This window comes from Streptomyces odontomachicola (assembly GCF_039605595.1).
GTDB lineage: Bacteria > Actinomycetota > Actinomycetes > Streptomycetales > Streptomycetaceae > Streptomyces.
In genome coordinates this window covers 1-23,436 of record NZ_JBCFOK010000025.1, presented here as the reverse complement: position 1 = coordinate 23,436, position 23,436 = coordinate 1, and the positions used below count along the sequence as shown (strand labels likewise).

22 protein-coding genes are annotated in these 23,436 nt (G+C 72.8%); 14 read left to right on the top strand and 8 right to left on the bottom strand.

Features of this window, described 5'->3' with window-relative positions; genetic code table 11:
• The first annotated feature begins 6 nt into the window (after window positions 1-6).
• The 6 genes from ABEE00_RS32885 to ABEE00_RS32860 are packed head-to-tail and all read left to right on the top strand — an operon-like array spanning window position 7 to window position 7,658.
• Window positions 7-327, top strand: a complete 321-nt coding sequence (locus tag ABEE00_RS32885; protein WP_345749439.1) for an acyl carrier protein — start codon at window positions 7-9, stop codon at window positions 325-327.
• A 10-nt stretch (window positions 328-337) separates the two neighbouring features.
• Window positions 338-904 carry a 4'-phosphopantetheinyl transferase superfamily protein gene (locus ABEE00_RS32880; protein WP_345749438.1) on the top strand — a complete coding sequence of 189 codons (567 nt, stop codon included), beginning with the start codon at window positions 338-340 and terminating at the stop codon, window positions 902-904.
• Window positions 905-928: 24 nt separating this feature from the next.
• Entirely contained in the window at window positions 929-1,228 is a 300-nt protein-coding gene (locus tag ABEE00_RS32875) for an acyl carrier protein (protein WP_345749437.1), read from the top strand.
• On the top strand, window positions 1,225-4,143 hold the full coding sequence (locus tag ABEE00_RS32870) for an aminotransferase class III-fold pyridoxal phosphate-dependent enzyme (RefSeq protein WP_345749436.1): 2,919 nt from the start codon (window positions 1,225-1,227) through the stop codon (window positions 4,141-4,143). The genes ABEE00_RS32875 and ABEE00_RS32870 overlap by 4 nt, the downstream gene beginning before the upstream one ends.
• Window positions 4,140-5,855 (top strand): fatty acyl-AMP ligase, encoded by a 1,716-nt coding sequence (locus tag ABEE00_RS32865; RefSeq protein ID WP_345749435.1) that lies wholly within the window; start codon window positions 4,140-4,142, stop codon window positions 5,853-5,855. Before ABEE00_RS32870 ends, ABEE00_RS32865 begins: the two co-directional genes overlap by 4 nt.
• 24 nt (window positions 5,856-5,879) lie before the next feature.
• A complete protein-coding gene (locus tag ABEE00_RS32860; protein ID WP_345749434.1) occupies window positions 5,880-7,658 on the top strand; it encodes a fatty acyl-AMP ligase in 1,779 nt (592 codons plus the stop codon).
• Between the two features lie 110 nt (window positions 7,659-7,768).
• On the opposite strand, the gene ABEE00_RS32855 is transcribed toward ABEE00_RS32860, so the two are convergent.
• Window positions 7,769-8,764 (bottom strand): alpha/beta hydrolase, encoded by a 996-nt coding sequence (locus ABEE00_RS32855; RefSeq protein ID WP_345749433.1) that lies wholly within the window; start codon window positions 8,762-8,764, stop codon window positions 7,769-7,771.
• Window positions 8,765-9,112: 348 nt separating this feature from the next.
• On the opposite strand from ABEE00_RS32855, the gene ABEE00_RS32850 reads away from it, so the two are divergent.
• Both ABEE00_RS32850 and ABEE00_RS32845 read left to right on the top strand, forming a co-directional pair.
• Window positions 9,113-10,912: a carbamoyltransferase family protein gene (locus tag ABEE00_RS32850; protein ID WP_345749432.1), complete on the top strand. Its 1,800-nt coding sequence runs from the start codon at window positions 9,113-9,115 to the stop codon at window positions 10,910-10,912.
• A 60-nt stretch (window positions 10,913-10,972) separates the two neighbouring features.
• Window positions 10,973-11,275, top strand: a complete 303-nt coding sequence (locus tag ABEE00_RS32845) for a hypothetical protein (RefSeq protein ID WP_345749431.1) — start codon at window positions 10,973-10,975, stop codon at window positions 11,273-11,275.
• A gap of 370 nt (window positions 11,276-11,645) precedes the next feature.
• Here ABEE00_RS32845 and rraA read toward each other — a convergent pair whose 3' ends face one another.
• From rraA to ABEE00_RS32820, 5 genes are all read right to left on the bottom strand, one after another.
• Window positions 11,646-12,134: a ribonuclease E activity regulator RraA gene (rraA, locus tag ABEE00_RS32840; protein ID WP_345749430.1), complete on the bottom strand. Its 489-nt coding sequence runs from the start codon at window positions 12,132-12,134 to the stop codon at window positions 11,646-11,648.
• A 45-nt stretch (window positions 12,135-12,179) separates the two neighbouring features.
• Entirely contained in the window at window positions 12,180-12,503 is a 324-nt protein-coding gene (locus ABEE00_RS32835) for a winged helix-turn-helix domain-containing protein (RefSeq protein WP_345749429.1), read from the bottom strand.
• On the bottom strand, window positions 12,490-13,011 hold the full coding sequence (locus tag ABEE00_RS32830) for a hypothetical protein (protein WP_345749428.1): 522 nt from the start codon (window positions 13,009-13,011) through the stop codon (window positions 12,490-12,492). Before ABEE00_RS32830 ends, ABEE00_RS32835 begins: the two co-directional genes overlap by 14 nt.
• Before the next feature lie 102 nt (window positions 13,012-13,113).
• On the bottom strand, window positions 13,114-13,590 hold the full coding sequence (locus ABEE00_RS32825) for a DUF3574 domain-containing protein (RefSeq protein WP_345749427.1): 477 nt from the start codon (window positions 13,588-13,590) through the stop codon (window positions 13,114-13,116).
• Between the two features lie 120 nt (window positions 13,591-13,710).
• A complete protein-coding gene (locus tag ABEE00_RS32820; RefSeq protein ID WP_345749426.1) occupies window positions 13,711-14,607 on the bottom strand; it encodes an alpha/beta fold hydrolase in 897 nt (298 codons plus the stop codon).
• 36 nt (window positions 14,608-14,643) lie between these two features.
• Between ABEE00_RS32820 and ABEE00_RS32815 the strand changes: the two genes are divergently transcribed.
• Window positions 14,644-15,303 carry a TetR/AcrR family transcriptional regulator gene (locus ABEE00_RS32815; RefSeq protein WP_345749425.1) on the top strand — a complete coding sequence of 220 codons (660 nt, stop codon included), beginning with the start codon at window positions 14,644-14,646 and terminating at the stop codon, window positions 15,301-15,303.
• On the opposite strand, the gene ABEE00_RS32810 is transcribed toward ABEE00_RS32815, so the two are convergent.
• Both ABEE00_RS32810 and ABEE00_RS32805 read right to left on the bottom strand, forming a co-directional pair.
• Entirely contained in the window at window positions 15,260-15,928 is a 669-nt protein-coding gene (locus tag ABEE00_RS32810) for an AAA family ATPase (RefSeq protein ID WP_345749424.1), read from the bottom strand. The two genes, ABEE00_RS32815 and ABEE00_RS32810, sit on opposite strands and share 44 nt — an antisense overlap.
• Window positions 15,929-15,959: 31 nt before the next feature.
• Window positions 15,960-16,646: a GntR family transcriptional regulator gene (locus ABEE00_RS32805; RefSeq protein WP_345749423.1), complete on the bottom strand. Its 687-nt coding sequence runs from the start codon at window positions 16,644-16,646 to the stop codon at window positions 15,960-15,962.
• A 111-nt stretch (window positions 16,647-16,757) separates the two neighbouring features.
• Here ABEE00_RS32805 and ABEE00_RS32800 point away from each other — a divergent pair, with 111 nt between their 5' ends.
• The 5 genes from ABEE00_RS32800 to ABEE00_RS32780 are packed head-to-tail and all read left to right on the top strand — an operon-like array spanning window position 16,758 to window position 23,330.
• Entirely contained in the window at window positions 16,758-18,140 is a 1,383-nt protein-coding gene (locus tag ABEE00_RS32800; protein WP_451918725.1) for a serine hydroxymethyltransferase, read from the top strand.
• Window positions 18,137-19,357 carry a sarcosine oxidase subunit beta family protein gene (locus ABEE00_RS32795; protein ID WP_345749422.1) on the top strand — a complete coding sequence of 407 codons (1,221 nt, stop codon included), beginning with the start codon at window positions 18,137-18,139 and terminating at the stop codon, window positions 19,355-19,357. The genes ABEE00_RS32800 and ABEE00_RS32795 overlap by 4 nt, the downstream gene beginning before the upstream one ends.
• Window positions 19,358-19,391: 34 nt before the next feature.
• On the top strand, window positions 19,392-19,736 hold the full coding sequence (locus ABEE00_RS32790; RefSeq protein WP_345749421.1) for a sarcosine oxidase subunit delta: 345 nt from the start codon (window positions 19,392-19,394) through the stop codon (window positions 19,734-19,736).
• Complete coding sequence (locus ABEE00_RS32785) at window positions 19,733-22,696, top strand: sarcosine oxidase subunit alpha family protein (protein WP_451918724.1); 2,964 nt, start codon at window positions 19,733-19,735, stop codon at window positions 22,694-22,696. Before ABEE00_RS32790 ends, ABEE00_RS32785 begins: the two co-directional genes overlap by 4 nt.
• Window positions 22,689-23,330 carry a sarcosine oxidase subunit gamma gene (locus ABEE00_RS32780; RefSeq protein WP_345749420.1) on the top strand — a complete coding sequence of 214 codons (642 nt, stop codon included), beginning with the start codon at window positions 22,689-22,691 and terminating at the stop codon, window positions 23,328-23,330. Before ABEE00_RS32785 ends, ABEE00_RS32780 begins: the two co-directional genes overlap by 8 nt.
• Window positions 23,331-23,436: the final 106 nt, after the last annotated feature.

Here is a 23,436-nt window from a genome sequence, read left to right as displayed (position 1 = left end):
GCAGACGTGGCATCCGCACAGGCCGGGTCGGCCGGCAAAGCCGACGGGACCGACGCGTCCACCCCGGTCGCCGAAGTACGCGCCCGCGTACGGGAGTTGCTCCTGGGCCTGTTCGGCGGCGGGGACGACGCGGGCGGTGCGGACTTCGTACGCGGCATCCCGGACTCCGCTTCGCTGCGCGAGGCGGGGGTGCCCTCCACCGCACTGGTCAGCCTGCTGGTGGCGATGGAGGACGCGTTCGGCTTCGAGTGGGACGACGAGGTGCAGCCCGAGGTGCTGCGCTCCCTCGACTCGCTGGCCGGCCACGTCGTGGCGCTGCGCGCCTGAGGGCGGCGCGGTGGGCGTCGGGCGGGAGCCGCCCGCGGGCCTTCCGCCGGGCACGGTGCTCGCGTTCCGCGCGGTACCGCCGCCGCGCGGCCCCGCGCAGCAGTCGGCGGCGGGGCGCGCGGCGGCGGCAGGCGCGCTGGCCGCGTGCGGCTCGGCCCGCCGTGACGTGCCCCGCGAAGCCGGCGGGCGGCCGCGCTTCCCGCCCGGGTTCCCCGGCTCGATCTCGCACACCGCGCGGCTGGCGGTCGCCACGGTGGCGCCCGGCGCCGCGGCGGTCGGCGTGGACATCGAGGACGCGGAGATCGCACCGCGGGTGGCCCGCTTCGTGCTGCGCGAGCGGGAGCGCCGGCTGCTGCTCGCGCCCGGCGGACCGTACGGCGCACGGGATCTGTACGCGGCCAAGGAGGCGGCCTTCAAGGCGCTGAACGCCCTCGTCACCCCGCGCGAATTCGTCTTCTGGCGCGTCGAACTCGCCCTTACCGAGGGCGGATTGCTCGCCTCCTACGAGGGCGAACCGGTGCCGGTGCGGGTCCGCTCCGATCCAGACCTTTCGTTCGCCGTGGCGATACGGCGTTGAACTCCAGATGGGGGAAGCACCTTCATGGACCAGGACATTCTCCGGGTCGTCGACACACTCTTCCGCGACCGGCTCCAGGTCGCACGGCTCGACCCCGACACCCCGCTGGTCAACTACGGCCTCGATTCCGTCCGTTCCATCGAATTGGTCGTCGATATGGAGGCGGAATTCGCCGTGCAGATCTCGGACGAGCAGGCGGCGGCGATGCGGACGCTGCGCGACGTGGTGGCCCAGGTCGCCGCCTCACTGAAGGCAACGGCCACTCCGGCGGCCGCTCCGACCGGCGCGGCGATGGCGGCGGGCCGGAAAGACGGTGCCGCATGACCGCCGATTCCGCCCCCGTACACCCCTCGCAACCTGCCTCCTCGCCATCCGCCTTCGCGCAATACGCCAGGCCCGAATTCGCCCGCCTCTTCCGCGCGCTGCACCTGGACGCGACCTACCGGGACGGCGAGGGCGACTATCTGACCCTGGTCCCGCAAAACCACGAGGGCGGCGACGGGGCGCACGCCGGAATCCGCGTGCTCGACCTCGTCGGCGGCGCCGGCTCGTCCCTCTTCGGGCACAACCACCCCGAGCTGGTGGAGGTGGCCCGGCGCTGCCTCGACCAGCGGATTCCCTTCAACGCGCAGGCCAGCATCCGCCCCGGCGCCGCCGAACTGGCCGAGCGGCTGTCGCGGATCGTGGGCGAGACCACCGGCTCCCGGTACGTGGTCACGCTCGGCAACTCCGGCGCCGAGGCGGTCGAGGCCGCGGTGAAGCACGCCACGGTCGAGCACCGGCGCCGGCTCGGCGCGCTCCAGGAGGAGCTGGAGCGCTCCCTGCGGCGGGCCCAGCGCGACGGCCTCGCCGACGTCCCCTGCGCCACGGGCCCCGCCGCCGGCCGTACGTGTGCCGAAGTGCTCGGCGAGGCGATCCGGCGCACCGCGGCGCTGCGGCGCTCCGACCCGCTGTTCGTGTCGCTGCGGAACGCCTTCCACGGCAAGTCGACCGGCGCGGGCACGCTCACGCACGGCGGCAACATCCCGGAGGACCTGCATGTGCCGGGTCCCCGGCACCGGAGGCTGCACGACTGGACGCCCGAGAAGGTGGTGGCCGCGCTCGACGCCGAGCGGGTGCCGGTCTGCACGGTGACCGTCGACCCCGCCGGCGTACCGCACTCCGAACTGCGCCACCTCTCCCCCGTGGCCGCGTGCTTCGCGGAGCCGATCCAGGGCGAGTCGGGGGTGCACGAGGTTCCGGCGGCGACCCTCGCCGCGCTGCGCGAGCTGGCCGATCTGCACGGTGCGGCCCTGGTCTTCGACGAGATCCAGTGCGGGATGGGGCGCACGGGGACCTTCCTGGCCTCCGAGCGCTCCGGGGTGTTCGCCGACTACTACCTGTTCTCCAAGTCGCTCGGCGGCGGGCTGGCCAAGATCTCGGCCCTGCTGGTCGACGCGGAGCGCTATGTGCCGGAGTTCGGCCGCCACCACACCTCCACCTTCGCCGACGACGACTTCTCCTCGCGCATCGCGACGGCCGCGCTGGACCTGTCCCTCGCCTACCGCGACCGCATCGCCTCGGTGTCCGCACTGCTGCGCGCACGCCTGGACGAGGTCGCACGGCGCCGGCCCGACACCGTGGTGCAGGTGCGCGGCCGCGGCCTGCTGCTCGGCGTGGAGTTCGCACTCCCCCGGCCCGAATCCGGCCTGCTGCGCGAGATGTTCGACTCCGAGTCGCTGGGCTACCTCCTCGCGGGGCGGCTGCTGCACACCCACCGCATCCGGGTCATCCCGACGCTCTCCGCCCCCACCACCGTGCGCATCCAGCCCTCGGCGCTGCTCGACCCCGCCGAGGTCGAGCGCATCGGTGCGGCCTTCGACGACGTGGCGGGGCTGCTGTCGCGCGGGGAGTACGCGACGCTGCTGGAGCATCTGACCGTGCCGGCCACCGAGGCCTGGGAGCCGCCGCAGCACGTGCCGCACCCGCGGGGGGACGGGGCCGTGCCGGAGCGCGTCGGCAGCCCGGAGCGCGACAGTGGCCAGGCCGGGAGCCGGGGCGCCGGTCACGGCAGCAGCAGCGTGAGCCGCAGCGGAGACGACGTACGCCGCGTCGTCTTCCTCGCCAACATGGACACCCCCGCCAAACTCCGTTCCCTCGCGCCCGAGTTGGCGAGCTGGTCGGACGCGCAGTGCGCGGCGGCCTTCGACCGGCTGCAGGGCGAGGCCGACCCCTTCGAGGTGGCCCGGCACCGCGTCGCCTCCGAACGGGCGGGGGCGGTGGAGGTCGTCATGGTGGCCGCGCCGTTCACCGCGGGCCAGGCGGTCGCGGCGCTGAAGGCGGGCCACGGCGCGTGGCTGCGCCGCACCGTGCTGGACGCGGTGGACCTGGGCGTCGCGCTGGGCGGCGAGGTCATCGGGCTCGGCGGGCACACCTCGATCGTCACCGACGCCTCGCGGGACGTGGTGGAGAGCGGCGTGCGGGTGACCTCGGGCAATTCGCTGACCGCGGCCTGCGCGTACGACCTGCTGCTCCGGAGGCTGGCCGAGTCCGGAAGCGGGGCCGGGGCCGCGGGCGGTGCCGGAGCAGGAGCCGGAGCAGGAGCCGGGGCAGGCGGCGAGCGCCGTGTCGGACTCGTCGGCGGCATCGGCAACATCGGCGCCGTGATGGCCGAACTCCTCGCCCCGCACTGCGATTCGATGGTGCTGGTCGGCCGCCCGGGCTCCGCCCGACGGCTCCAGGCGGTCGCCGACCGCCTCGCCGAGCGCGCCGGCCACCCCACCAAGGTGTCGGTGTCGGAGGACATGGGCGCGCTGCGGGACTGCCCCGTCGTGGTCAGCGCCACCAACTCCGCCGACCCGGTGATCCGCCCCGAACACCTCGCCGACGAGGGGGAGGTGCTGGTGTGCGACCTCGCCGTGCCGGGCGACGTGCACCCCGCGGTGGCGGCGATGCCCAACGTGACGCTGGCCGACGGCGGGCGCATCCGGCTCCCCGGAATGCAGACGCCGCATTTCCCCGGCATCACCCTGCCGCCGGGAATCCTCTATTCCTGCATGGCCGAGACGATGCTGCTCGGCCTGGAACCCGGCACGCCCAGCCCCTCCTACGGCGGGCTGTCCTCCGCCGGAGTGCTGGCCGCGCGGGATCTGGCCGCGCGGCACGGATTCCGCCCCGCCCGCATCGTCTCCGACGACGTCTCCGTACAACCGTGGACCGCCGCTCGATTCGGCGGCCTGAACGAGGAGTTCACCGGATGAACGCACTGCAACCGCGTTTTCCGAGCATTCTGCACGCGCTGCTGGCCCAGGCGGAACGCGGCGCCCAGGACTCGGGAATGACGCTCATACCGGAGCCGGGAAAAGAGGAGACGCTGCGCTATGACGTGCTCCTCGAGAAATCCGCGCGCACGGCGGCCGCCCTCGCCGAACGCGGCGTCGGGCTCGGCGACCGCGTGGTGCTGTGCCTGCCCACCGGCAAGGAGTTCGTGACCGCCTTCTTCGGCGCCCAGTTGCTCGGCGCGATGCCCACGGCGATCGCCGTCCCGCTCCGCCTCGGCGGCGCGGCCGGAGCCGAGGGCCACCTCAAGGACCTGGTGGGATATCTGCGCCCCGCCGCGATCGTCACCACGTCCGCGGTCATCGCGGAACTCCCCCACCTCACCGAGGTCGACCTCATCGACGGCGCCGAGCTCTGCGCGCGCGCCGACGCGGCCGACGCGCCGCGGCACCCCGTGCGCCTGCCGGACGGCGACGACCTGGCGCTGATCCAGTGCACCTCGGGCTCCACCGGCAAGCCCAAGGGCGTGATGATCTCGCACGCCAACCTGGCCGCCAACTGCGCGCAGTTCACCGGCGCCCTGGACTGGACGGACGCCGACCCCACGGTGAGCTGGGCGCCCCTGCACCACGACATGGGCCTGATCACCGGCGTCCTGTGCCCGGTGTACTCCGGCGGGCACACGGTGCTGATGCCGCCCAGCAGGTTCCTCCGCGCGCCGGCCGAGTGGCTGCGGCACATCGGCACGTACCGCGGCGTGGTCTCGGCCGCGCCCAACTTCGCTTACGGGTACGTGACCAGCCGGGTGCGCGACGAGGATCTCGAGGGCGTGGACCTGTCCTCCTGGCGGGTCGCGCTGTGCGGGGCCGAGCCCGTGCAGCCGGACACCGCGCGGCGCTTCACCGAGCGTTTCGCCCAATGGGGCCTGTCCGCGGGCGCGTTCACGCCCGCGTACGGGATGGCCGAGGCCACCCTCGCGATCACCACCACCCGGCCGGGCGCGCCGCTCGTCGCCGACTCCATCGACCGGCAGGCCGCCGTGGCGGATTCGCGGGTACGCGATGTCGCGCCGGACAGCGAGCACGCGCTGCGGATCGTGGACTGCGGGGTGCCGGTGGCCGGCGCCGAGGTGCGGGTCGTGGACGGCGAGGGGCGGGAGCTGGCGGAGGACCGGATCGGCCACGTCCAGTTCCGCAGCCCGGCGCGCACCCTCGGGTACTTCAACCTGCCGGAGGAGACGGCCGATTCGGTCGCGGCGCCGGACTGGTGGAAGACCGGCGACATCGGCTATCTGCGCGACGGAGGGCTGCGGATCACCGGGCGCGCCAAGGACCTGGTGATCATCCGGGGCGCCAACTACTTCCCCTCGGACTTCGAGCAGGCGGCCGAGGCCGTGCCGGGCGTGCGGCTCGGCGCGGTGATCGCGGTCGGCCACCGCGCCGACGGCGCCGACTCCGAGGACCTCCACCTGATCGTCGAGACGGAGTGGGAGGAGGCGCGGCACGAGGAGCTGCGCCACGCCGTGCGCACCGCGGTCGGCTCCCGTACCGGCGTGGCGCCCGCAGAGGTGCACCTCGTGCCGAAGCGCACCATCCCCAAGACGACCAGCGGCAAGCTCCAGCGGTCCCGGGCGCGCGCGCTCATCGCGGCGCAGGTCGAACTCGACGGCGCCGCCGGGCGCGAGGGCTCCTGAGCCGCCGGAAAGGAGAACCCAGCCATGGTCGATTTCCCCTCCGCAAGCGGTCCGGGCCTGCCGGACGCGACCGACGCCGCCGCGGTCGTCCGCGCACGCGCGCTCTCCACGCCGGACCGCACCGCCGTGATCCTCGTCGACGACGTGGAGCGGTCCGACGGCTCGTCCCGGTGGTCGTACGCGGAGCTCGACGCGGCGGCCCGGCGCATCGGACGCCGGCTGAGCTCCCGCCTCTCCGAGGGCGACCGGGCGCTGCTGCTGTATCCCACCGGCTTCGACTTCGTCGCCGCGTACGTGGGCTGCCTCTACGCCGGGGTCGTCGCCGTACCCGCGCCGCTGCCCGGGCGCTACCGGCACGAGCAGTCGCGGGTGCACGGCATCGCGCTGAACGCCGCGGTCTCGGCGACGCTCACCGACACGGAGAACCTGCCGGCGGTCGCCGCCTGGGCCGAGGCCGAGGGCCTGCCCGCCGACTCCGTCGAGGCGACCGACTCCCCGGCACCGGACTCCCCCGCGCTGCCGGATCCGGGCGACTGGACGCCCCGCCCGTTCACCCACGAAACGCCCGCCATGCTCCAGTACACCTCGGGCTCCACGGGCGAGCCCAAGGGCGTGGTGGTCCGGCACGGCAATCTGCTGCACAACGTGGAAAGCCAGCGCCGCGCCTTCGACTTGGGCCCGGACTCCCGGCTCGGCGGATGGATACCGCACTACCACGACATGGGGCTGCTGGGGCAGATCCTGCCCGCGCTGCTGCTCGGCGGCTGCTGCGTGCTGATGCGCTCCAGCGCCTTCCTGAAGCGCCCGCACCACTGGCTGCGCATGATCGACGAGTACGACGTGTGCTGGTCGGCCGCGCCCAGCTTCGCCTACGAGCTGTGCTGCGCGCGGATCACCGACGAGCAGGTGGCCGGGCTCGACCTGTCGCGGTGGCGGATCGCCGCGAACGGCTCCGAGCCCGTGGACACCGCGGTGCTCGACGCCTTCGCCAAGCGCTTCGCGCCGGCCGGGCTGCGCGCCGACGCGCTGTGCCCCTGCTACGGCATGGCCGAGGCCACCGTGTTCGTGTCCGGCGAGGCGCACCGGGGCGCGCTGGTGACGCGGTTCGACGCCGAGGCACTGCGCGAACACCGCTTGGAGCCGGCCGACACCGGCGCCGATCTGGTGAGCTGCGGGACGCCGCGCGACCTCGACGTACTGATCGCCGATCCGCGCACCGGCGAGCCGCTGCCGCCCGGCGGCGTCGGCGAGATCCGGCTGCGCGGGCCCGGCATCGCGACGGCGTACTGGCGCGCCGCGGCCGCGACCGAGCGCGCCTTCACGCCGGACGGCTATCTGCGCACGGGCGATACGGGGGCGCTGTACGAGGGCGAGCTGTACGTGACCGGGCGGGTCCGGGAACGGGTGGCCGTACCGGGCGGCGCCCTGTATCCGCAGGACATCGAGCGCGAGGCGCGGGCGCGGCACCCCGAACTCGTGGGCGGCGGCGCGGCGTTCACCGTCCCGCACCCGGAGGGCGCCGGGGAGCTGCCCGTCCTCGCGCACGAGATCGCCGGGCGTCCGGAGGAGGCGGAGCTGCGCCGGCTCGCCGCCGCGGTCGCGCGGACCGTCGCCGTGCGCTTCGGCGTCGCACGCTGCGGGGTGGTGCTGCTGCGCCGCGGCGGCGTGCCGCGCACCACCAGCGGCAAGATCCGCCGGGTGGAGATGCGCCGGCTGTTCCTGTCCGGCGAGCTCACCCCGCTGTACGCGGACTGCGCCCCGGACGCAGCGGAGGAGCCAGCGGCTCAAGGGGCGGTCGGCTGAGGGCTGTCGCCCGCGCACGAAGAGGCCCGGCCCGGTCTCCCTCGCGGAGGCCGGGCCGGGCTGCGTGTGTGCGGGGTGGGCTGCGTGTGGGCCGGGCGGCGCGCGGCCGTTCACCTGCCCCGTACGGCACCGGCGTACGTTTCGACGCTGCCGGCACCGGCGCCCTCCCCCGCCTCCCGCAGCACCGCGTCCACCTCGCGCAGCACTCGCCGGGCACCCGCTGCCGCCGCCGGAACCACGTGCTGGAGCAGGAAATACCCGTGGACCAGCCCGGGGCCCGGCACATGGCGCACGGAGACGTCGGTGACGGCGAGCTTGTCGGCGAGCTCGGCGCCCTCGTCGTGCAGCGGGTCGAATTCGGCCGTGCCGACCACCGTCGGGGGCAGCCGGCGCAGGTCGGCGCGCAGCAGATGGAGCGCGGGGTCGCCGCGGCGCGCCGGATCGGGCACGTACAGGTCGTAGTACCAGGCCAGGTCGTCGACCGACAGCAGATAGCCCTCGGCGTGCGCGCTGGTCGCGGCGAAGCGCAGGCTCGGGTCGGCCGGCGGGTAGAGCAGCAGTTGCGCGGCGAGGTCGAGGTCGCCGGCGTCCCGCGCCTCCATCGCGACGCCGACCGCCAGGTGCGCGCCCGCGCTCTCCCCGGCGATCACGTGCGCGCGACCTGGGAAGGACCGGCCGGTCCAGCGGGCCGCGGCGACGGCGTCGAGCAGCGGGGTGGGATAGGGGTGCTCCGGCGCGCGGCGGTAGTCGGCCGAGACGACGACCGCGCCCAGCCCGGCCGCGATGGTGCGGCAGACCGCGTCGTGGGTGTCGATGTCGCCGACGACCCAGCCGCCGCCGTGCAGGAAGGTCACCACCCGGCCCTCGTCGGAAGCAGGCGTGTAGACCCTGACGCGGAAGGAGGACCCGTCGGCTGTGTCGACGCCGCAGTCCACCGACGTCACCGCGCGCTCCGGACCGCTCCCCGGGCCCGCGCCCGGTGCGCCGATCGCGTTCGCGCGGTACCGCTCGCGGGCCTGCGCGACGCTCAACTCCCGCAGCGGGACAGGGGGTCCGTCGACGCGCTGCCAGGTGATCAGATTGCGGAGTATGCGGTCCAGTGGCATGGAACTCCTCCTCGGAACTGGTGAGCGGGGGAACTCGTAAGCCGGAAATTCACCGGGCGACTCCGCGCTTCCGCGCACCGCTTCCGCGCACGAGTTCACCGGCTATTCTCACCGTACGCGAGAGGCCGCACCGCAGGACCGCGAGTGAAGAACGCATATCCACTGGTGTGTTGCGCATGTTGTGACCGCGCCGTGCGCGTCGATAGCCTCAACGGGACATTAGGCGGCCCGAATTGCGGCCGGATTCCCCGCGGCCCGATTCCCTGCCGGTGCCCGGCGGCGGACGCCCGTCACTCAGCACGGTTACTCAGCACAGCTTACTCAGCACAACAGAGAAGGAATTTGCCCATGATTGTTCTGGGGTGCAACGGCTTCACCCGGGGTGCCGAGGTCTTCGCCGAGCAGTACGACGCTGTGGGCACCGAGAAGCACTACGTCCTCGGTCACGACGCCGGCGCGGCGCTGCTCATCGACGGCGAACTCGTGGCGGCCGTCGAGGAGGAGCGGCTCAACCGGGAGAAGAAGACCTCCGACTTCCCGCTCAACGCGGTGCAGTGGTGTCTGGAGCAGGCGAACGTCGAGTTCTCCGACATCGACCTCATCGCCGTACCGTGGAACTTCTCCCCCGAGGTCTTCGACGCGATGATGGCGGAACTCGCCGCCGCGCCGATGCAGCCCGCGGAGAAGGTGACCCGGCTGGACCACCTCGGCGAGCTCTTCGAGAAGGCGCTGGGCCGCGAGGCGATTCTCGCGGACTTCGCCGAGCGCACCGGATTCACTCCGGACCCGGAGAAGGTCGTGTTCGTGCAGCACCATCTCGCGCACGCGATGACCGGGTACTACATGGCGGGAAAGAAGGACACCGCGTTCCTCATCAGCGACGGTCGCGCCGAGCTGTTCTCCTCGCTGATCGGCGAGATACGCGACGGCCGCATTCGCGTCTTCGACGAGTCGACCATCAGCGCCAACGACTCGATGGGGAACCTCTTCGCCTCCATCACGCGCTATCTGGGATTCGTGCCCAACAACGACGAGTACAAGGTCATGGGCCTCTCCGGATTCGCCGGGCCGCCCTCGCCCAACCCCTTCCTCGACCACTTCGTCCAGCTCCACGAGGACGGCCGCTACACCCTGTGCAGGCCGCACGACGTGGAGAACCCGCGCTGCTTCGACGACCTCTTCGAGAAGCACTTCGGCCCCTTCGAGGACACCGTCGAATACAAGGCCAACATCGCCGCGGCGGCCCAGGAGATGCTGACGGTGGTCACCGGCCACCAGCTCCGCGCGCTGGAGTCCAAGACCGACCTCAACCACCTCCTCTTCGAGGGCGGTCTCGCGCTGAACTGCGTCAACAACACGCATCTGCTGGAGGGTTCGCGCTTCGAGGACATGCAGGTGAGCTTCGGCGCCAGCGACACCGGCGTGGTCATCGGCGCCGCCGTGCACGCCTGGGCCAACCACCCGCGGACGACGGCCGAGGTGAAGTACGCGGACACCGTCACCCCGTACATCGGCCCCGAGTACGACGACGCGACCATCGAGCAGACCCTCCACCGGTTCGCCGACCGCGTGCGGTGGACCCGGCTGTCCGAGGACGAGGTCGTCGACCAGGTGGCGAAGCTGCTCAGCGAGAAGGTCGTCGTCGGCTGGTTCCAGGGCCGGCTGGAGCACGGGCCGCGCGCCCTGGGCCACCGCAGCCTGCTGGCCAACCCGAGCTTCGACGACATCAAGGACGTCATCAACACCAAGGTCAAGCACCGCGAGCCGTTCCGGCCCTTCGCGCCGATCGTGCTGGAGTCGGACGCGCCGAAGGTCTTCGAGATGGGCCGCAAGGAGCGCTCGCCGTACATGACCTTCGTCTTCCCCGTACGGCCCGAGTTCCAGGGCGTCATCCCCGGTGCGACGCACGTGGACGGCACCTCCAGGGTGCAGACCATCACCGACGAGGGCACGCCCCGGCTGGCGTCGCTGCTGCGCAGGTTCACCTCGCTCACCGACGTGCCGTGCCTGATCAACACCTCGTTCAACGTGGCGGGCGAGCCGATCGTGTGCGCGCCGTCGGACGCGCTGAACTGCTTCCTGGGCACCGAGATCGACTATCTGGTGCTCGGCGACTACCTGGTGACGAAGGCCGACCGGTCCGCCTGACATCCGCGCCTCCCCGGCGCCGGGGAGATCGAGCCGTGGACAGCGAGAGGAGCCCCCGGCATGAGCACCGTGCACGACACGGCCGTCGACCTCACGACCGTCATCCACCACCTGGAGGGACTGGCCTCGGGCCTCCGCGAGGCACACCGCCGCGTCCCCGAGGTCAACGCCGCCTGCGACGCCCTGACCTGCGCGGCCGTACTGCTGCGCACCCAGCACGGCAGCACCGGCGGCCAGGCGCACACCGAGCTGCTGCACGACGCGGTCGGCCTGGCACGCGCCACCGTCGAGGGCACGAAGTACGCCTGCCGCGACCGCATGGGCACCCGCCAGGCCGCCGAGGGGCGGCGCGGGCGGTCCTGAGGGGTGTGGCCGCCCGCGCCGCCGCGCGGAGAGGAGGAATCCTCGATCCGCAGGCCGGCCGATGACCAGTCGGCGGCACTCTTGTCTGCGTACGGAGATGCACATCCGTCACAGCGGTGACAAGAAGTGCCCTCCCCGGCGTGTGCCAGTCACCGGCTCCCGTTCACCGCGAGCCCGGACACCAGGCGAAGGTCCCGGACCCGCATCCACACGACCCGGCCGCCGGGGAGCGCACCGGTGTGAACAACGCACCGGGCGCAGAAAGGTTACGCCGCGGAGGTAAAGGCCCCTTCCGCCCCGGCGCCACCGGCAACTCCGGAGCGGGGAAGGGCAGTTCGCGGGGGCGCCGCCACCCCCGTCGAGGAATCCCCTACTCCCTCTCCGGCAACAACGCGATGCCGTCGTCGTCCGCGTGGAGGACGTCGCCGGGGCGGAAGGTGAGGCCGCCGAAGGTCACGGGGACGTCCACGGCGCCGGCGGACTCCTTGCGGCTCTTGCGCGGGATGGTGCCCAACGCCTTGATGCCGAGCCGCAGTCCGGCGAGCGCGGCGCTGTCGCGCACGGCGCCGTGCAGGACGAGCCCGGACCAGCCGTTGTCCTGCGCCGAGGCGGCGATCAGGTCGCCGACCAGCGCGGTACGCAGCGAGGCGCCGCCGTCCACGACGAGGACACGGCCCTCGCCGGGAGTACGCAGCAGCTCGCGCAGGAGCCCGTTGTCCTCGTGGCACCGCACGGTCCTGACCGGCCCGGCGAACGAGCGGTGCGCACCGAACTGGCGGAACTGCAGGTCGCACACGCGCAGTTCGGTGCCGTGGCGGTCGACGAGGTCGGCGGTGGGGATGGGGTCGGTGTGCGTCATGGTGCGCACGGTAGATCACGCCCATGACCGGTCAGGCCGCACCCCTCAGGAGTCGGCGTCGCGGCGCTCCGCCGCGCGCTGCGAGTCCTCCACGATGCGCTGGAGCGCGGCCACGTGCTTCTCCAGTGCTTCGCGGCCTGCCGGAGTGAGCGCGAGCCAACTGCGCGGGCGCTTGCCCACGTAACCGCGCTCGACCTCCACATAGCCGCGCTCCTCCAACGTGCCGACCTGCTTGGAGAGCGCCGAGGGCGACAGCTCTGCCTCCTCGCGCACCCAGCGGAACTCGGCCCAGTCCACGGCCGCCAGCAGCGAGACGATCGAGAGCCGCGTGGGATCCAGCAGCGCGCTGTCGAAATCAGCGGGTGCCATGCGCCGTACCGCCCAGTGTGTAGTCGGGGCCGCGCATGGCCGCCGAGTTGAGCGCCTGCTGCAGCCGGGGGCCGAAGAGCAGGAGCGCGCCGCCGATGAGCGCGCCGAACACCGTTCCCGCGTACGGGAAGAGGCCGCCGTCCAGATAGCGCCCGCCGAAGAAGCCGATCACCATCACGGCGACGATCGTCACCCGGGCCCACAGCACGAACCGCGGCGAGACCTCGTTCTTGCGCACCCGCGTGGGCCGCCCCAGCAGGGCGCTGCCGCGGCGGGTGCGGAGCATCACCACGTACGCGACGACGAGCACCGCGAACAGCACGTTGACCGTGGAGCTCACGCCCTCGCCGAAGAAGTCGGGCGCCGCGAGCTGGGCGAAGATCGCGAGCGCGAACACGGCGCCGACCCAGCGCGATTCGCTCTGCGCGGTACGGGCCTGCGCGCGGCGCCGCTCGATGTCCTCGAGGGCGCGGGCCGCCTCCGCGGGCGGGGTGTTCTCGTCCGACATACGTGCCTCCCGGTGTGTGGGTGCTCCATCAGAACCAGTTTCCTGACAGGAAACTAGTTCCCCGCAGAGGACCCGTCAACCGGAAGGCACGTGGATTGGAGGCTAGAAGTCGGCCTGCTCGCGGTCGTCGGTGCGGAGTACGGACTCCTGGTCGTAGGCGTGCTTGTACTCCTTGCGAATCTGCTCGATGTCGGCGTCGTGGGCCCGCGCCTCGGACACGGGGTAGAGCACGTTCAGCTCGTAGGACCGCTCGCGGGTGATCCGCCCCTGCTCGTTCCGCCACTGGCCCCGGCCCTGGTGGATGGTCAGCCCGGACGGGAACCTCGGCGTCACATGCTTGTCCACGAAGGACAGGAACTCCTTGTCCGAGACCGGCGGTTGGCCACCGGGCCGCCCGGTGCCGAAGTACAGATGCGTGTCGATGTACGGCTTGCCCCGGGCGGCGCCGGAGGAGGAGGCGGGCTGCGCGGCGGGGCCCCTGTCGCTGTCGAGGGCTGCGTACGCGGTGGGCGTCCCCGTCACCACGGCCAGGGCGGCGGCGGTGGCGACGAGGCGCGAACGAGTCTTCCTGCTGGGCACGGTGGCAACGGTCCCTTCGGATCTCCCGAGCGTGGAGGGGTGCGGGCACCCCCGAGTCGGGGACGATCCTCGTGGTGCCGCTGTGCCCTGTCAGCACTCGGGGGACGATGTGGCGAGGATCTACGGAGAAGCCCGTACGGCGGCCTCGGTCGCCCTGCCCGATGGGTGAGTGGGCACGCCAGACCCCTGGTTGTACGAGGTGGGGGCGGGAGTGGCCAGGTCGTCGATGAGGCGCGCCAGTCGCCCCGGCTCCTCCAGATGGGCCATGTGCCCCTGCCCCGGCAGCCCGTGCACCCCGGCCCGGGGCACGCGCTTCCGTACGTCGGCGAACGTGGCCCCGTAAGGGGACTCCCCGTAGGGGACTGCTCCGGCGTTGCGCTCGCCGAGGATCAGGTCGACGCGTTCCGCGCGCCGCGCCAGCTCCTCCGGCTGCGGCGCCTCATTGAGCGCGGCCAGCTCGGCGTACGCGGGCCTGCTCAACTCCCGCAGCGCCGCCCACCCTTGGGGGTCCTCCCGTAGGGCCTCGACATCCTCCGCGCCGAGGCCGGAGACCCGCCGCACCACGAGCTCGACGGCCGCGTCCCAGTCCTCCCCCGCCTCGGCGGCCCTCAGTTCGGGCAGCGCGTGCAGGCCGAACGGCCCCATCACCGGCTCGTAGGCGATCACGTGGCACAGCGGGCGCTCATCGGCAGCGAGCAGCGCGATCAGGCCGCCGTAACTCCAGCCGAACACCGCCTCCGCACCCACGCATTCGTCGAGGACGGCGCCCAGGTCGTCGACCTCGGCGCGCAGCGAGTACGCATCGGTCAGCGGCCCCGACGGCGTACGGCCGCGGCGGTTGACGACCGCGACCGACGGCCAGGCGCCGAGCGAGCCCGCGACGTGGCGCCACGCGTGCGCGTCGCTCATGGCGCCGGGGACGACGACGAGCCCCCGCGCCTCCGGGTCTCCGTACACGTCGACGGTGACCCAACTCCCGCCGCCCACCGGCACCTTCTTCTGAAACGTCTGCTCCATAAGTGGATTATGGAGCAGACGCTCTACAATGCAAGCGTGCCCCGGACTTCCCAGACCTCCCGCCCGCTCGGCCGGCCCCGCGCCTTCGACCGCGACCGCGCGATCCTGGAGGCCGCCCGCCTCTTCTGGCGGCGCGGCTACTCCGGTACGTCGACCCGCGCGCTCACCGAGGCGCTGGGGCTCTCCACCTCCAGCCTCTACGCCGCGTTCGGCAGCAAGGCGGGGCTGTTCGAGGAGGCGGTGCGCACCTACGCCGAGCGCTATCGGGAGATCTACGAACGCGCCCTCCCCGAGCCCGACATCCGCGTCGCCCTGGCCCGCGTCCTCACCGACTCGGTGCGGGAGTTCACCCAGCACCCCGACACCCACCCCGGCTGCCTGAGCAGCAGCGCCGCGATGACCGACAGCACCGGCACGCTGGATGTGACCGCCTATTTCGCCGAGCTCCAGGAGGCGAACGAGCGGGCGCTCAGCACACGCGTCGAGCGCGCGGCGCGGGACGGCGAGCTCGCCGCGGGGACCGACCCGGCGCAGCTCACCGGCCTCGTCCAGACCGCATGGCACGGGCTCTCGGCGCGGGCCCGCCTCGGCGCTTCCCGCGCTGACCTGCTGGCAACGGCCCGCCTCACCGACGACCTGATCCGCCGACAGCTCACGACTCCGGCCGAACCTCCGAGCGGGCCTCCCGCGACCTGACCCCGCCGCCGGCCCCGTCCGCGGGCGCGCCCAGCACATCCAGCCCGGAGCCAGTGAAGATCCGCTCGACCGTCTCCTCCAACCCGCTGGCCGCGGGGATCACGGTCTCCACTCCGCCGGGCAACAGGTCCAGGGGGCGGAACCACCGGCGCAGTTCGGCCTCCCCGTACTCCGCGGCCTGAGGCTTCGTGGCGTGCCGCACCAGCGTCTCCTCGAAGGGCACGTCCAGGTAGAAGCAGTGGGAGCGCCCCGCGTGGTCGGCGAGCAGCGCGCTCAGCATCCCGGCGTAGTGCTCGGTCGAGAGGATGCCCTCCAGCACCACGTGGAAGCCGTGGTTGAGTGCGTACCGGGCGGTCAGGTCGATGAGCCCGATGTTCGCGCCGCCGGGGACGTCGCGCTCGCGCAGCACCTCGCGGCGCAGCGTGTCCTGGCCGACGAGGGCCAGCCCGCGGCCGTACCGCTCGCGCAGCCCGGCGGCGACGGAGCTCTTGCCGCTGGCGCTGTTGCCGCGCAGCAGGATCAGTTGCGCGGAGGGCGCGGAAGACGCGGAGGGAACAGAAGGCGCGGGGGAAGCAGAAGGCGCGGCAGGCGTCCGAGGCCCGCGCGGCGTGGGCGGTGTCGTCATCGGCGGCACCGTAACCCGCACCGCCCACCCCTCAGATCGCCGCCCGCACCGCCTTCTCGAACCGCTCCACATGGCTGCCGGCGAGCTGCTCCGCCGTCGCCGGGTCAGCGGCGATGATCGCCTCCAGCAGGGGGCGGTGCTCCTCCACGTGGCCGAGCACCCCGCCGGGCAGCCGGTCCAGGAAGAGGCACCAGATGCGGGTGGCCAGGTTGTCGTGCCTGACCAGGGTGTCCTCCAGGTACGGATTGTGGGTGGCGGCGTAGATCGCGCGGTGCACCCGCAGGTCCAGGCGCATCAGTTCACCCGCGGGGCGGTGCTCGGGATCCCCCGCCCCCAGCTCCTCCAGCAGCGCGCCCAGCACCGCGCGGTCGTGCTCGCCCGCGCGCCGGGCCGCCTGCGCCGCCGCCATCGGCTCCAACTGCTGGCGCACCTCGGAGATGTGGGCCAGATCGGTGATGTTGACCTCGGTCGCGAAGGTGCCGCGCCGGTGGTAGGTCGCGATCAGCCGCTCGTACTGCAGCCGCTTGAGCGCCTCGCGCACCGGAGTGCGCCCGAAGCCCAGGTCGTGCGCGAGCTGGTCCTCGTTGACCGGCTCCCCCGGGCGGATCTCCAGCATCACCAGGCGGTCGCGCAGGGCGCGGTACGCGCGCTCGGCGAAGGACAGCTCCTCGACGGCGCCATCAGCCGCAGCGCCTGCGGCCGTGCTTGCGGACATCATCGTCAACACCTTCTGCTCCACGCTCCCTTGACGCGCTCAACAGGCTCCCATACGTTAACGCACAGACTGATATATCAGTTGTCCCGTAGTTGGCCAGAGGATGGTGCTCAGTTGTCAGCGAACCCCTCGATCGCGACCGCCCCTCCCGCTCCCGTCGATGCGCTCACCTCTCCCCTCGCAGACCTCGACCCCGACATCGCCGCGGCCGTGGGTGCCGAACTGCACCGCCAGCAGGCCACCCTGGAGATGATCGCCTCGGAGAACTTCGCCCCTGCCGCCGTGCTGGAGGCCCAGGGCTCGGTCCTCACCAACAAGTACGCCGAGGGCTATCCCGGACGGCGCTATTACGGCGGCTGCGAGCACGTGGACGTCGTGGAGCGGCTGGCCGCCGAGCGCGTGAAGGAGCTGTTCGGCGCCGAGGCCGCGAACGTCCAGCCGCACTCGGGCGCCCAGGCCAACGCCGCCGCGATGGCCGCGCTGCTGGAGCCCGGCGACACGATCATGGGCCTGGACCTGGCGCACGGCGGCCACCTCACGCACGGCATGCGCCTCAACTTCTCGGGCCGGCTGTACGAGGTCGTGCCCTACCACGTGCGCCGCTCCGACATGCGCGTCGACATGGAGGAGGTCGAGCGGCTCGCCCTCGCCCACCGCCCCAAGATGATCGTGGCCGGCTGGTCGGCGTATCCGCGGCAGCTCGACTTCGCCGAGTTCCGCCGCATCGCGGACGAGGTCGGCGCCCTGCTGCTCGTGGACATGGCGCACTTCGCCGGCCTGGTGGCCGCGGGCCTGCACCCCAACCCCGTGCCGTACGCGGACGTCGTCACCACCACCACGCACAAGACCCTCGGCGGCCCGCGCGGCGGCGTGATCCTCTCCAAGAAGGAGTACGCGAAGAAGATCAACTCCGCGGTGTTCCCAGGCCAGCAGGGCGGGCCGCTGGAGCATGTGATCGCGGCGAAGGCGGTGGCCTTCAAGGTGGCGGCCTCGGAGGAGTTCCGCGAGCGCCAGCAGCGCACCCTCGCCGGCGCGCGGGCCCTGGCAGGCCGGCTGCTGGCCGACGACGTGTCCGAGTCGGGCGCGAGCGTGCTGACCGGCAGCACCGAGGTGCACCTGGTGCTGGTCGACCTGCGCGAGTCCCAGCTCAACGGGCAGGAGGCCGAGGACCGGCTGCACCGCATCGGCATCACGGTCAACCGCAATGCGGTGCCCTTCGACCCGCGCCCGCCGATGGTGTCCTCCGGGCTGCGCGTCGGCACTCCCGCGCTGGCCACCCGCGGCTTCGGGCTGCCGGAGTTCCGCGAGGTCGCCGACATCATCGCGCAGACGCTCACCTCCGAGCGGCTGCCCGAGGACGAGACGTACCTGCTGCGCGACCGCGTCGCCAAGCTCGCCGACGACTTCCCGCTCTACCCCCATCTCACGAACGGCACCCAGCTCTCGAAGGGCACCCCGCTCCCGATCGGCCCCCAGTCCCCGAAGGAGACGGCATGAGCGCGCCTCCGCTGCCCGAACACCCGGAATTCCTCTGGCGGAATCCCGAGCCGGAGTCCTCGTACGACGTGGTGATCGTCGGCGCCGGAGGGCACGGCCTGACCACCGCGTACTACCTGGCCAAGGAGCACGGCATCACCAATGTCGCCGTGCTGGAGAAGGGCTGGCTCGCGGGCGGGAACATGGCCCGCAACACCACGATCATCCGCTCCAACTACCTGTGGGACGAGAGCGCGGCGCTCTACGAGAAGGCGCTGAGGCTGTGGGAGGGCTGGCCCGAGGAGCTGGAGTACGACTTCCTCTTCAGCCAGCGCGGCGTGCTCAACCTCGCGCACACCCTCCAGGACGTGCGCGAGGGACGGCGGCGCGCCACGGCCAACCGGCTCAACGGCGTGGACTCGGAGTGGCTGGAGCCCGAGGAGGTCGCCAAGGTCTGCCCGATCCTCAACGTCTCGCAGGACACCCGCCACCCGGTCCTGGGCGGCACCTTCCAGGCACGCGCGGGCATCGCCAAGCACGACCACGTGGCGTGGGCGCTCGCCCGCAAGGCCGACGAGATGGGCGTCGACCTCATCCAGAACTGCGAGGTCACCGGCTTCGTCAAGGACGGAGAGCGGGTCGTGGGCGTGGAGACCAGCCGCGGGCGGATCAACGCCGGGCGGGTCGGCCTCGCGGCCGCCGGCCACAGCAGCGTGCTGGCCGAGCTGGCCGGCTTCCGGCTGCCCATCCAGTCCCACCCGCTCCAGGCGCTGGTCTCCGAGCTGCACGAACCGGTGCACCCCACCGTCGTGATGTCCAACCACGTGCACGTGTACGTCTCCCAGGCGCACAAGGGCGAACTGGTGCTGGGCGCGGGTGTGGACCAGTACACCGGGTACGGCCAGCGCGGCGCCTTCCACGTGATCGAGGAGCAGATGGCCGCGGCCGTCGAGCTGTTCCCCATCTTCGCGCGCGCCCATGTGCTGCGGACCTGGGGCGGCATCGTGGACGTGACCCCGGACGCCTCGCCGGTCATCGGCCGGACACCGATCGAGGACCTGTACGTGGCCTGCGGCTGGGGCACCGGCGGCTTCAAGGCCACCCCCGCTGCCGGCTACACCTTCGCGCACACCATCGCCACCGGCACCCCGCACCCGCTCAACGCCCCGTACGGGCTGGAGCGGTTCGAGTCCGGCGCACTGATCGACGAGCACGGCGCGGCCGCCGTCGCCCACTGAGGGCCCGCAGCCCACCGAGAGAGGGAGCACACGAATGCTGCTGATCACCTGCCCGTGGTGCGGTCCGCGCGATGAGACCGAGTTCCACTGCGGCGGCCAGGCCCACGTCCCCTATCCCGAGGACCCGCACGCGCTGAGCGACCGCGAGTGGGGCGAGTACGTCTTCTACCGCGACAACCCCAAGGGCGTGCACGCCGAGCGGTGGGCGCACAGCGCCGGGTGCCGCCGGTGGTTCAACGCCCTGCGCGACACCGTGAGTTACGAGGTGCTGGCCGTCTACCGCCTCGGCGAACCCCGCCCCGACCAGCCCGCACCGGCCACCACCTCCCCGTCGGCCTCCACGCCCACCTCACGCGAGCTCGCCGGAGCGCCCTCATGACCGGCCCGACCGCATCCCGTGCCGAGCCCGGCGCCATGGAGTTCAGCAACCAGCTCCACCGGCTCCCCCGCGGCGGCCGCGTCAAGCGCGAGAAGCTGCTGCGCTTCACCGTGGACGGCGAGGAGCTGACCGGGCACCCCGGCGACACCCTCGCCTCCGCCATGCTGGCCAACGGACTGACCGGCGCCGCCCCTTCGCTCTACCGGGGGCGCCCGCGCGGCGTCGTCTCGGCCGGAGTCGAGGAGCCCAACGCGCTGGTCCGCCTGACCCTCGCGGGCTGCGCCGAGTCGATGCTGCCCGCCACCGGAATCGAGCTGTTCAACGGCCTGTCCGCGCAGACGCTCTCCGGCATGGGCCGCCTCGACCCCACCCCCGACCCGGCCGTCTACGACAAGAAGTACGTGCACACCGACGTCCTCGTGATCGGCGCGGGACCCTCGGGACTGGCCGCGGCCGACGCCGCCGCGCGCACCGGGGCGCGGGTGATGCTCGTGGACGAGCAGCCGGAGCCCGGCGGTTCGCTGCTGTCGGCGCCGGGAGAGACCGTCGACGGCGTTCCGGCCGGTGAGTGGACGGCACGGGTGAGCGCGCGCCTGGAGGCCGCACCCGAGGCGCAGGTGCTGAGCCGCACGACCGCCTTCGGCTCGTACGACGCCAACTACGTGCTCGCGCTGGAGAGGCGCACCGACCACCTCGGCGAGCGCGCGCCGCAGGGCGTCTCGCGGCAGCGGGTGTGGCACATCCGCGCGGCCCGCGTCGTGCTGGCCACCGGCGCGCACGAGCGCCCGCTGGTCTTCGCCGACAACGACCGCCCCGGCATCATGCTGGCCTCCGCCGTGCGCACGTACCTGAACCGGTACGGGGTCGTGCCCGGCCGCCGTGTCGTCGTCGCCACCACCAGCGACAGCGCGTACGAGACCGTGGCCGACCTGCACGCGAACGGGGTCGAGATCCCCGCGGTGATCGACTCGCGGCCCGAACTCTCGCAGCGCGCCGGCGAGATCGCCGAGGCCACGGGGTTGCGCGTGCTGACGGGCAGCGCGGTCGTGGGCACCTCGGGCGCGGCGGAGACCGGGCGGCTCGACGGCGTACGGGTGGCCGCGCTGGACGAGGACGGGAAGCCGCTCGACGGCGACGGCGAGGAGTGCCTGGACTGCGACGTGCTGGCCGTCTCGGGCGGCTGGAGCCCGGTCGTCCACCTGCACAGCCAGCGCCAGGGGCGGCTGCGCTGGGACGAGGAGCTGTCGGCCTTCGTACCCGAGGAGGCCGTGCCGCAGCAGCATCTCGCCGGCGCCGTGCACGGGACCTTCGGCCTCGGCGGCTGTCTCGCGGAGGGCGCGGAGGCCGGTGCGGCAGCGGCGGGTGCCGTCGGTTTCACCGCCTCCGTGCAGGGCCGCACGCCGTATTCGGCATCGGACCACGGCCTCGGTCCCGTGCGCCCGCTGTGGCTGGTGGCCGGGCCCGGCGAACCCGGCGGCTGGGACACCCACTTCGTCGACGTGCAGCGCGATGCCACGGTCGCGGACATCTGGCGCGCGACGGGCACGGGCATGCGCGGGGTGGAGCACGTCAAGCGCTACACCTCCATCGGCACCGCCAACGACCAGGGCAAGACCTCGGGCGTGAACGCGATCGGCGTGATCGCCGCGGCGCTGGCCAGGGGCGAGGACCCGCTCTCACCAGGGGAGTTGGGCACGACCTCGTACCGCGCCCCGTACACCCCGGTCGGCTTCGCCGCGCTGGCCGGGCGCGAGCGCGGCGAGCTGTTCGACCCGGCGCGGCTGACCACCATCCACCCCTGGCACGTGGAGCACGGCGCCGAGTTCGAGAACGTGGGCCAGTGGAAGCGGCCCTGGTACTACCCGCGCGAGGGCGAGGACATGGACGCCGCCGTCGCGCGCGAGTGCCGTGCGGTGCGCGAGGGCGTGGGCTTCATGGACGCCACCACCCTCGGCAAGATCGAGATCTGGGGCGCGGACGCGGGCGAGTTCCTCAACCGGATCTACACCAACGGCTTCAAGAAGCTGAAGCCCGGGATGGGCCGGTACGGGGTGATGTGCACCCCGGACGGCATGATCTTCGACGACGGGGTCACCCTCCGCCTCGAAGAGGGCCGCTACTTCATGACCACCACGACCGGCGGCGCCGCCAAGGTCCTGGACTGGCTGGAGGAGTGGCTGCAGACCGAGTGGCCCGAGCTGGACGTGCACTGCACCTCGGTCACCGAGCAGTGGTCCACCATCGCCGTCGCGGGACCGCGCGCCCGCGAGGTCGTCGCGCCGCTCGTGCCCGAACTCGACCTGTCCGCCGAGGCGTTCCCCTTCATGGCCTTCCGCGAGACGACGCTCGCGAGCGGGATTCCCGCGCGCGTGTGCCGGATCTCCTTCTCCGGCGAGCTGGCGTACGAGATCAACGTCGCCTCCTGGTACGGCCTCGCCGTGTGGGAGCAGGTGTATGAGGCGGGCCGCCCGTACGGCATCACCCCGTACGGGACCGAGACCATGCACGTGCTGCGCGCCGAGAAGGGCTACATCATCGTCGGGCAGGACACCGACGGCACGGTCACCCCGCAGGACGCGAACATGGGCTGGGCCGTCTCCAAGCTCAAGGACTTCATCGGCAAGCGCTCCTACGCGCGGCCCGACACCGCGCGCACCGACCGCAAGCAGCTCGTCGCGCTGCTGCCCTCGGACGGTTCGACGCGGCTGCCCGAGGGTTCCCAGATCATCGACCGGGGCGTGCCGGTCACGCCCGAGGCGGGGCCCGTGCCGATGCTCGGGCACGTCACCTCCAGCTATCACAGTCCGGCGCTGGGGCGGCCGTTCGCGCTGGGGCTCGTCGCCTCGGGCCGCGACCGCGTCGGCGACACCCTTCTGGCCCCCGTGGGCGAGGAGTTGGTGCCGGTCACGGTGGCCGAACCCGTCCTCTACGACCCCGAAGGGAGCAGGCGCGATGGCTGAGCCCAACGGCACCGGCTACCCAGATTCCGGTCCGCTCACCCTGCGGCGCAGTCCGCTGGCGCATCTGGAGGAGCGGATGCGCGCTGCCTCCCTCAGCGGGGCGCGCGGAGTGTCCCTGAGCGAGTGGCCGTTCATCACCATGGTCAACCTGCGGGTGGCGGTCGGCTCCGCCGGCGCCGACCGCCTGGAGAAGGCGCTCGACGCGCCCCTCCCCCGCCGCTGCGGCTCCACCTCGGCCGCGGGCCCGCATACGGTGCTGTGGCTCGGCCCCGACGAGTGGCTGGTGCTCTCGCACACGGACGGCACCGAGCTGACGGCCCGGCTGCGTACGGCACTCGAAGGCTCCCCGGGCTCGGTCGTGGACGTCTCCGCGAACCGCACCACGCTGGAACTGCGCGGCCCCTCCGCGCGCGACGTCCTGGACAAGGGCTGCCCCCTGGACCTGCACCCCCGCGCGTTCGGTCCAGGACAGGCGCTGGCCACGAACGTGGGTCCCGTGCCGCTGCTGCTGTGGCAGGTCGACGGGTTCCCGACCTACCGCCTGCTGCCCCGGGTGTCCTTCGCGGACTATCTGGCCCGCTGGCTGATGGACGCGATGAGCGAGTACCACTGCGTGCTCGAACCGCGTGCTTGAGGGGTGAGCGCCGCCTGCTGAGAACGGCCGCGGCCCCGGGGCCCCCCCCCGGGCCCCCGGCGGGGGCGCGGGGGGCGCGCACCCCCCAAACCGGCGCGGGCAACCC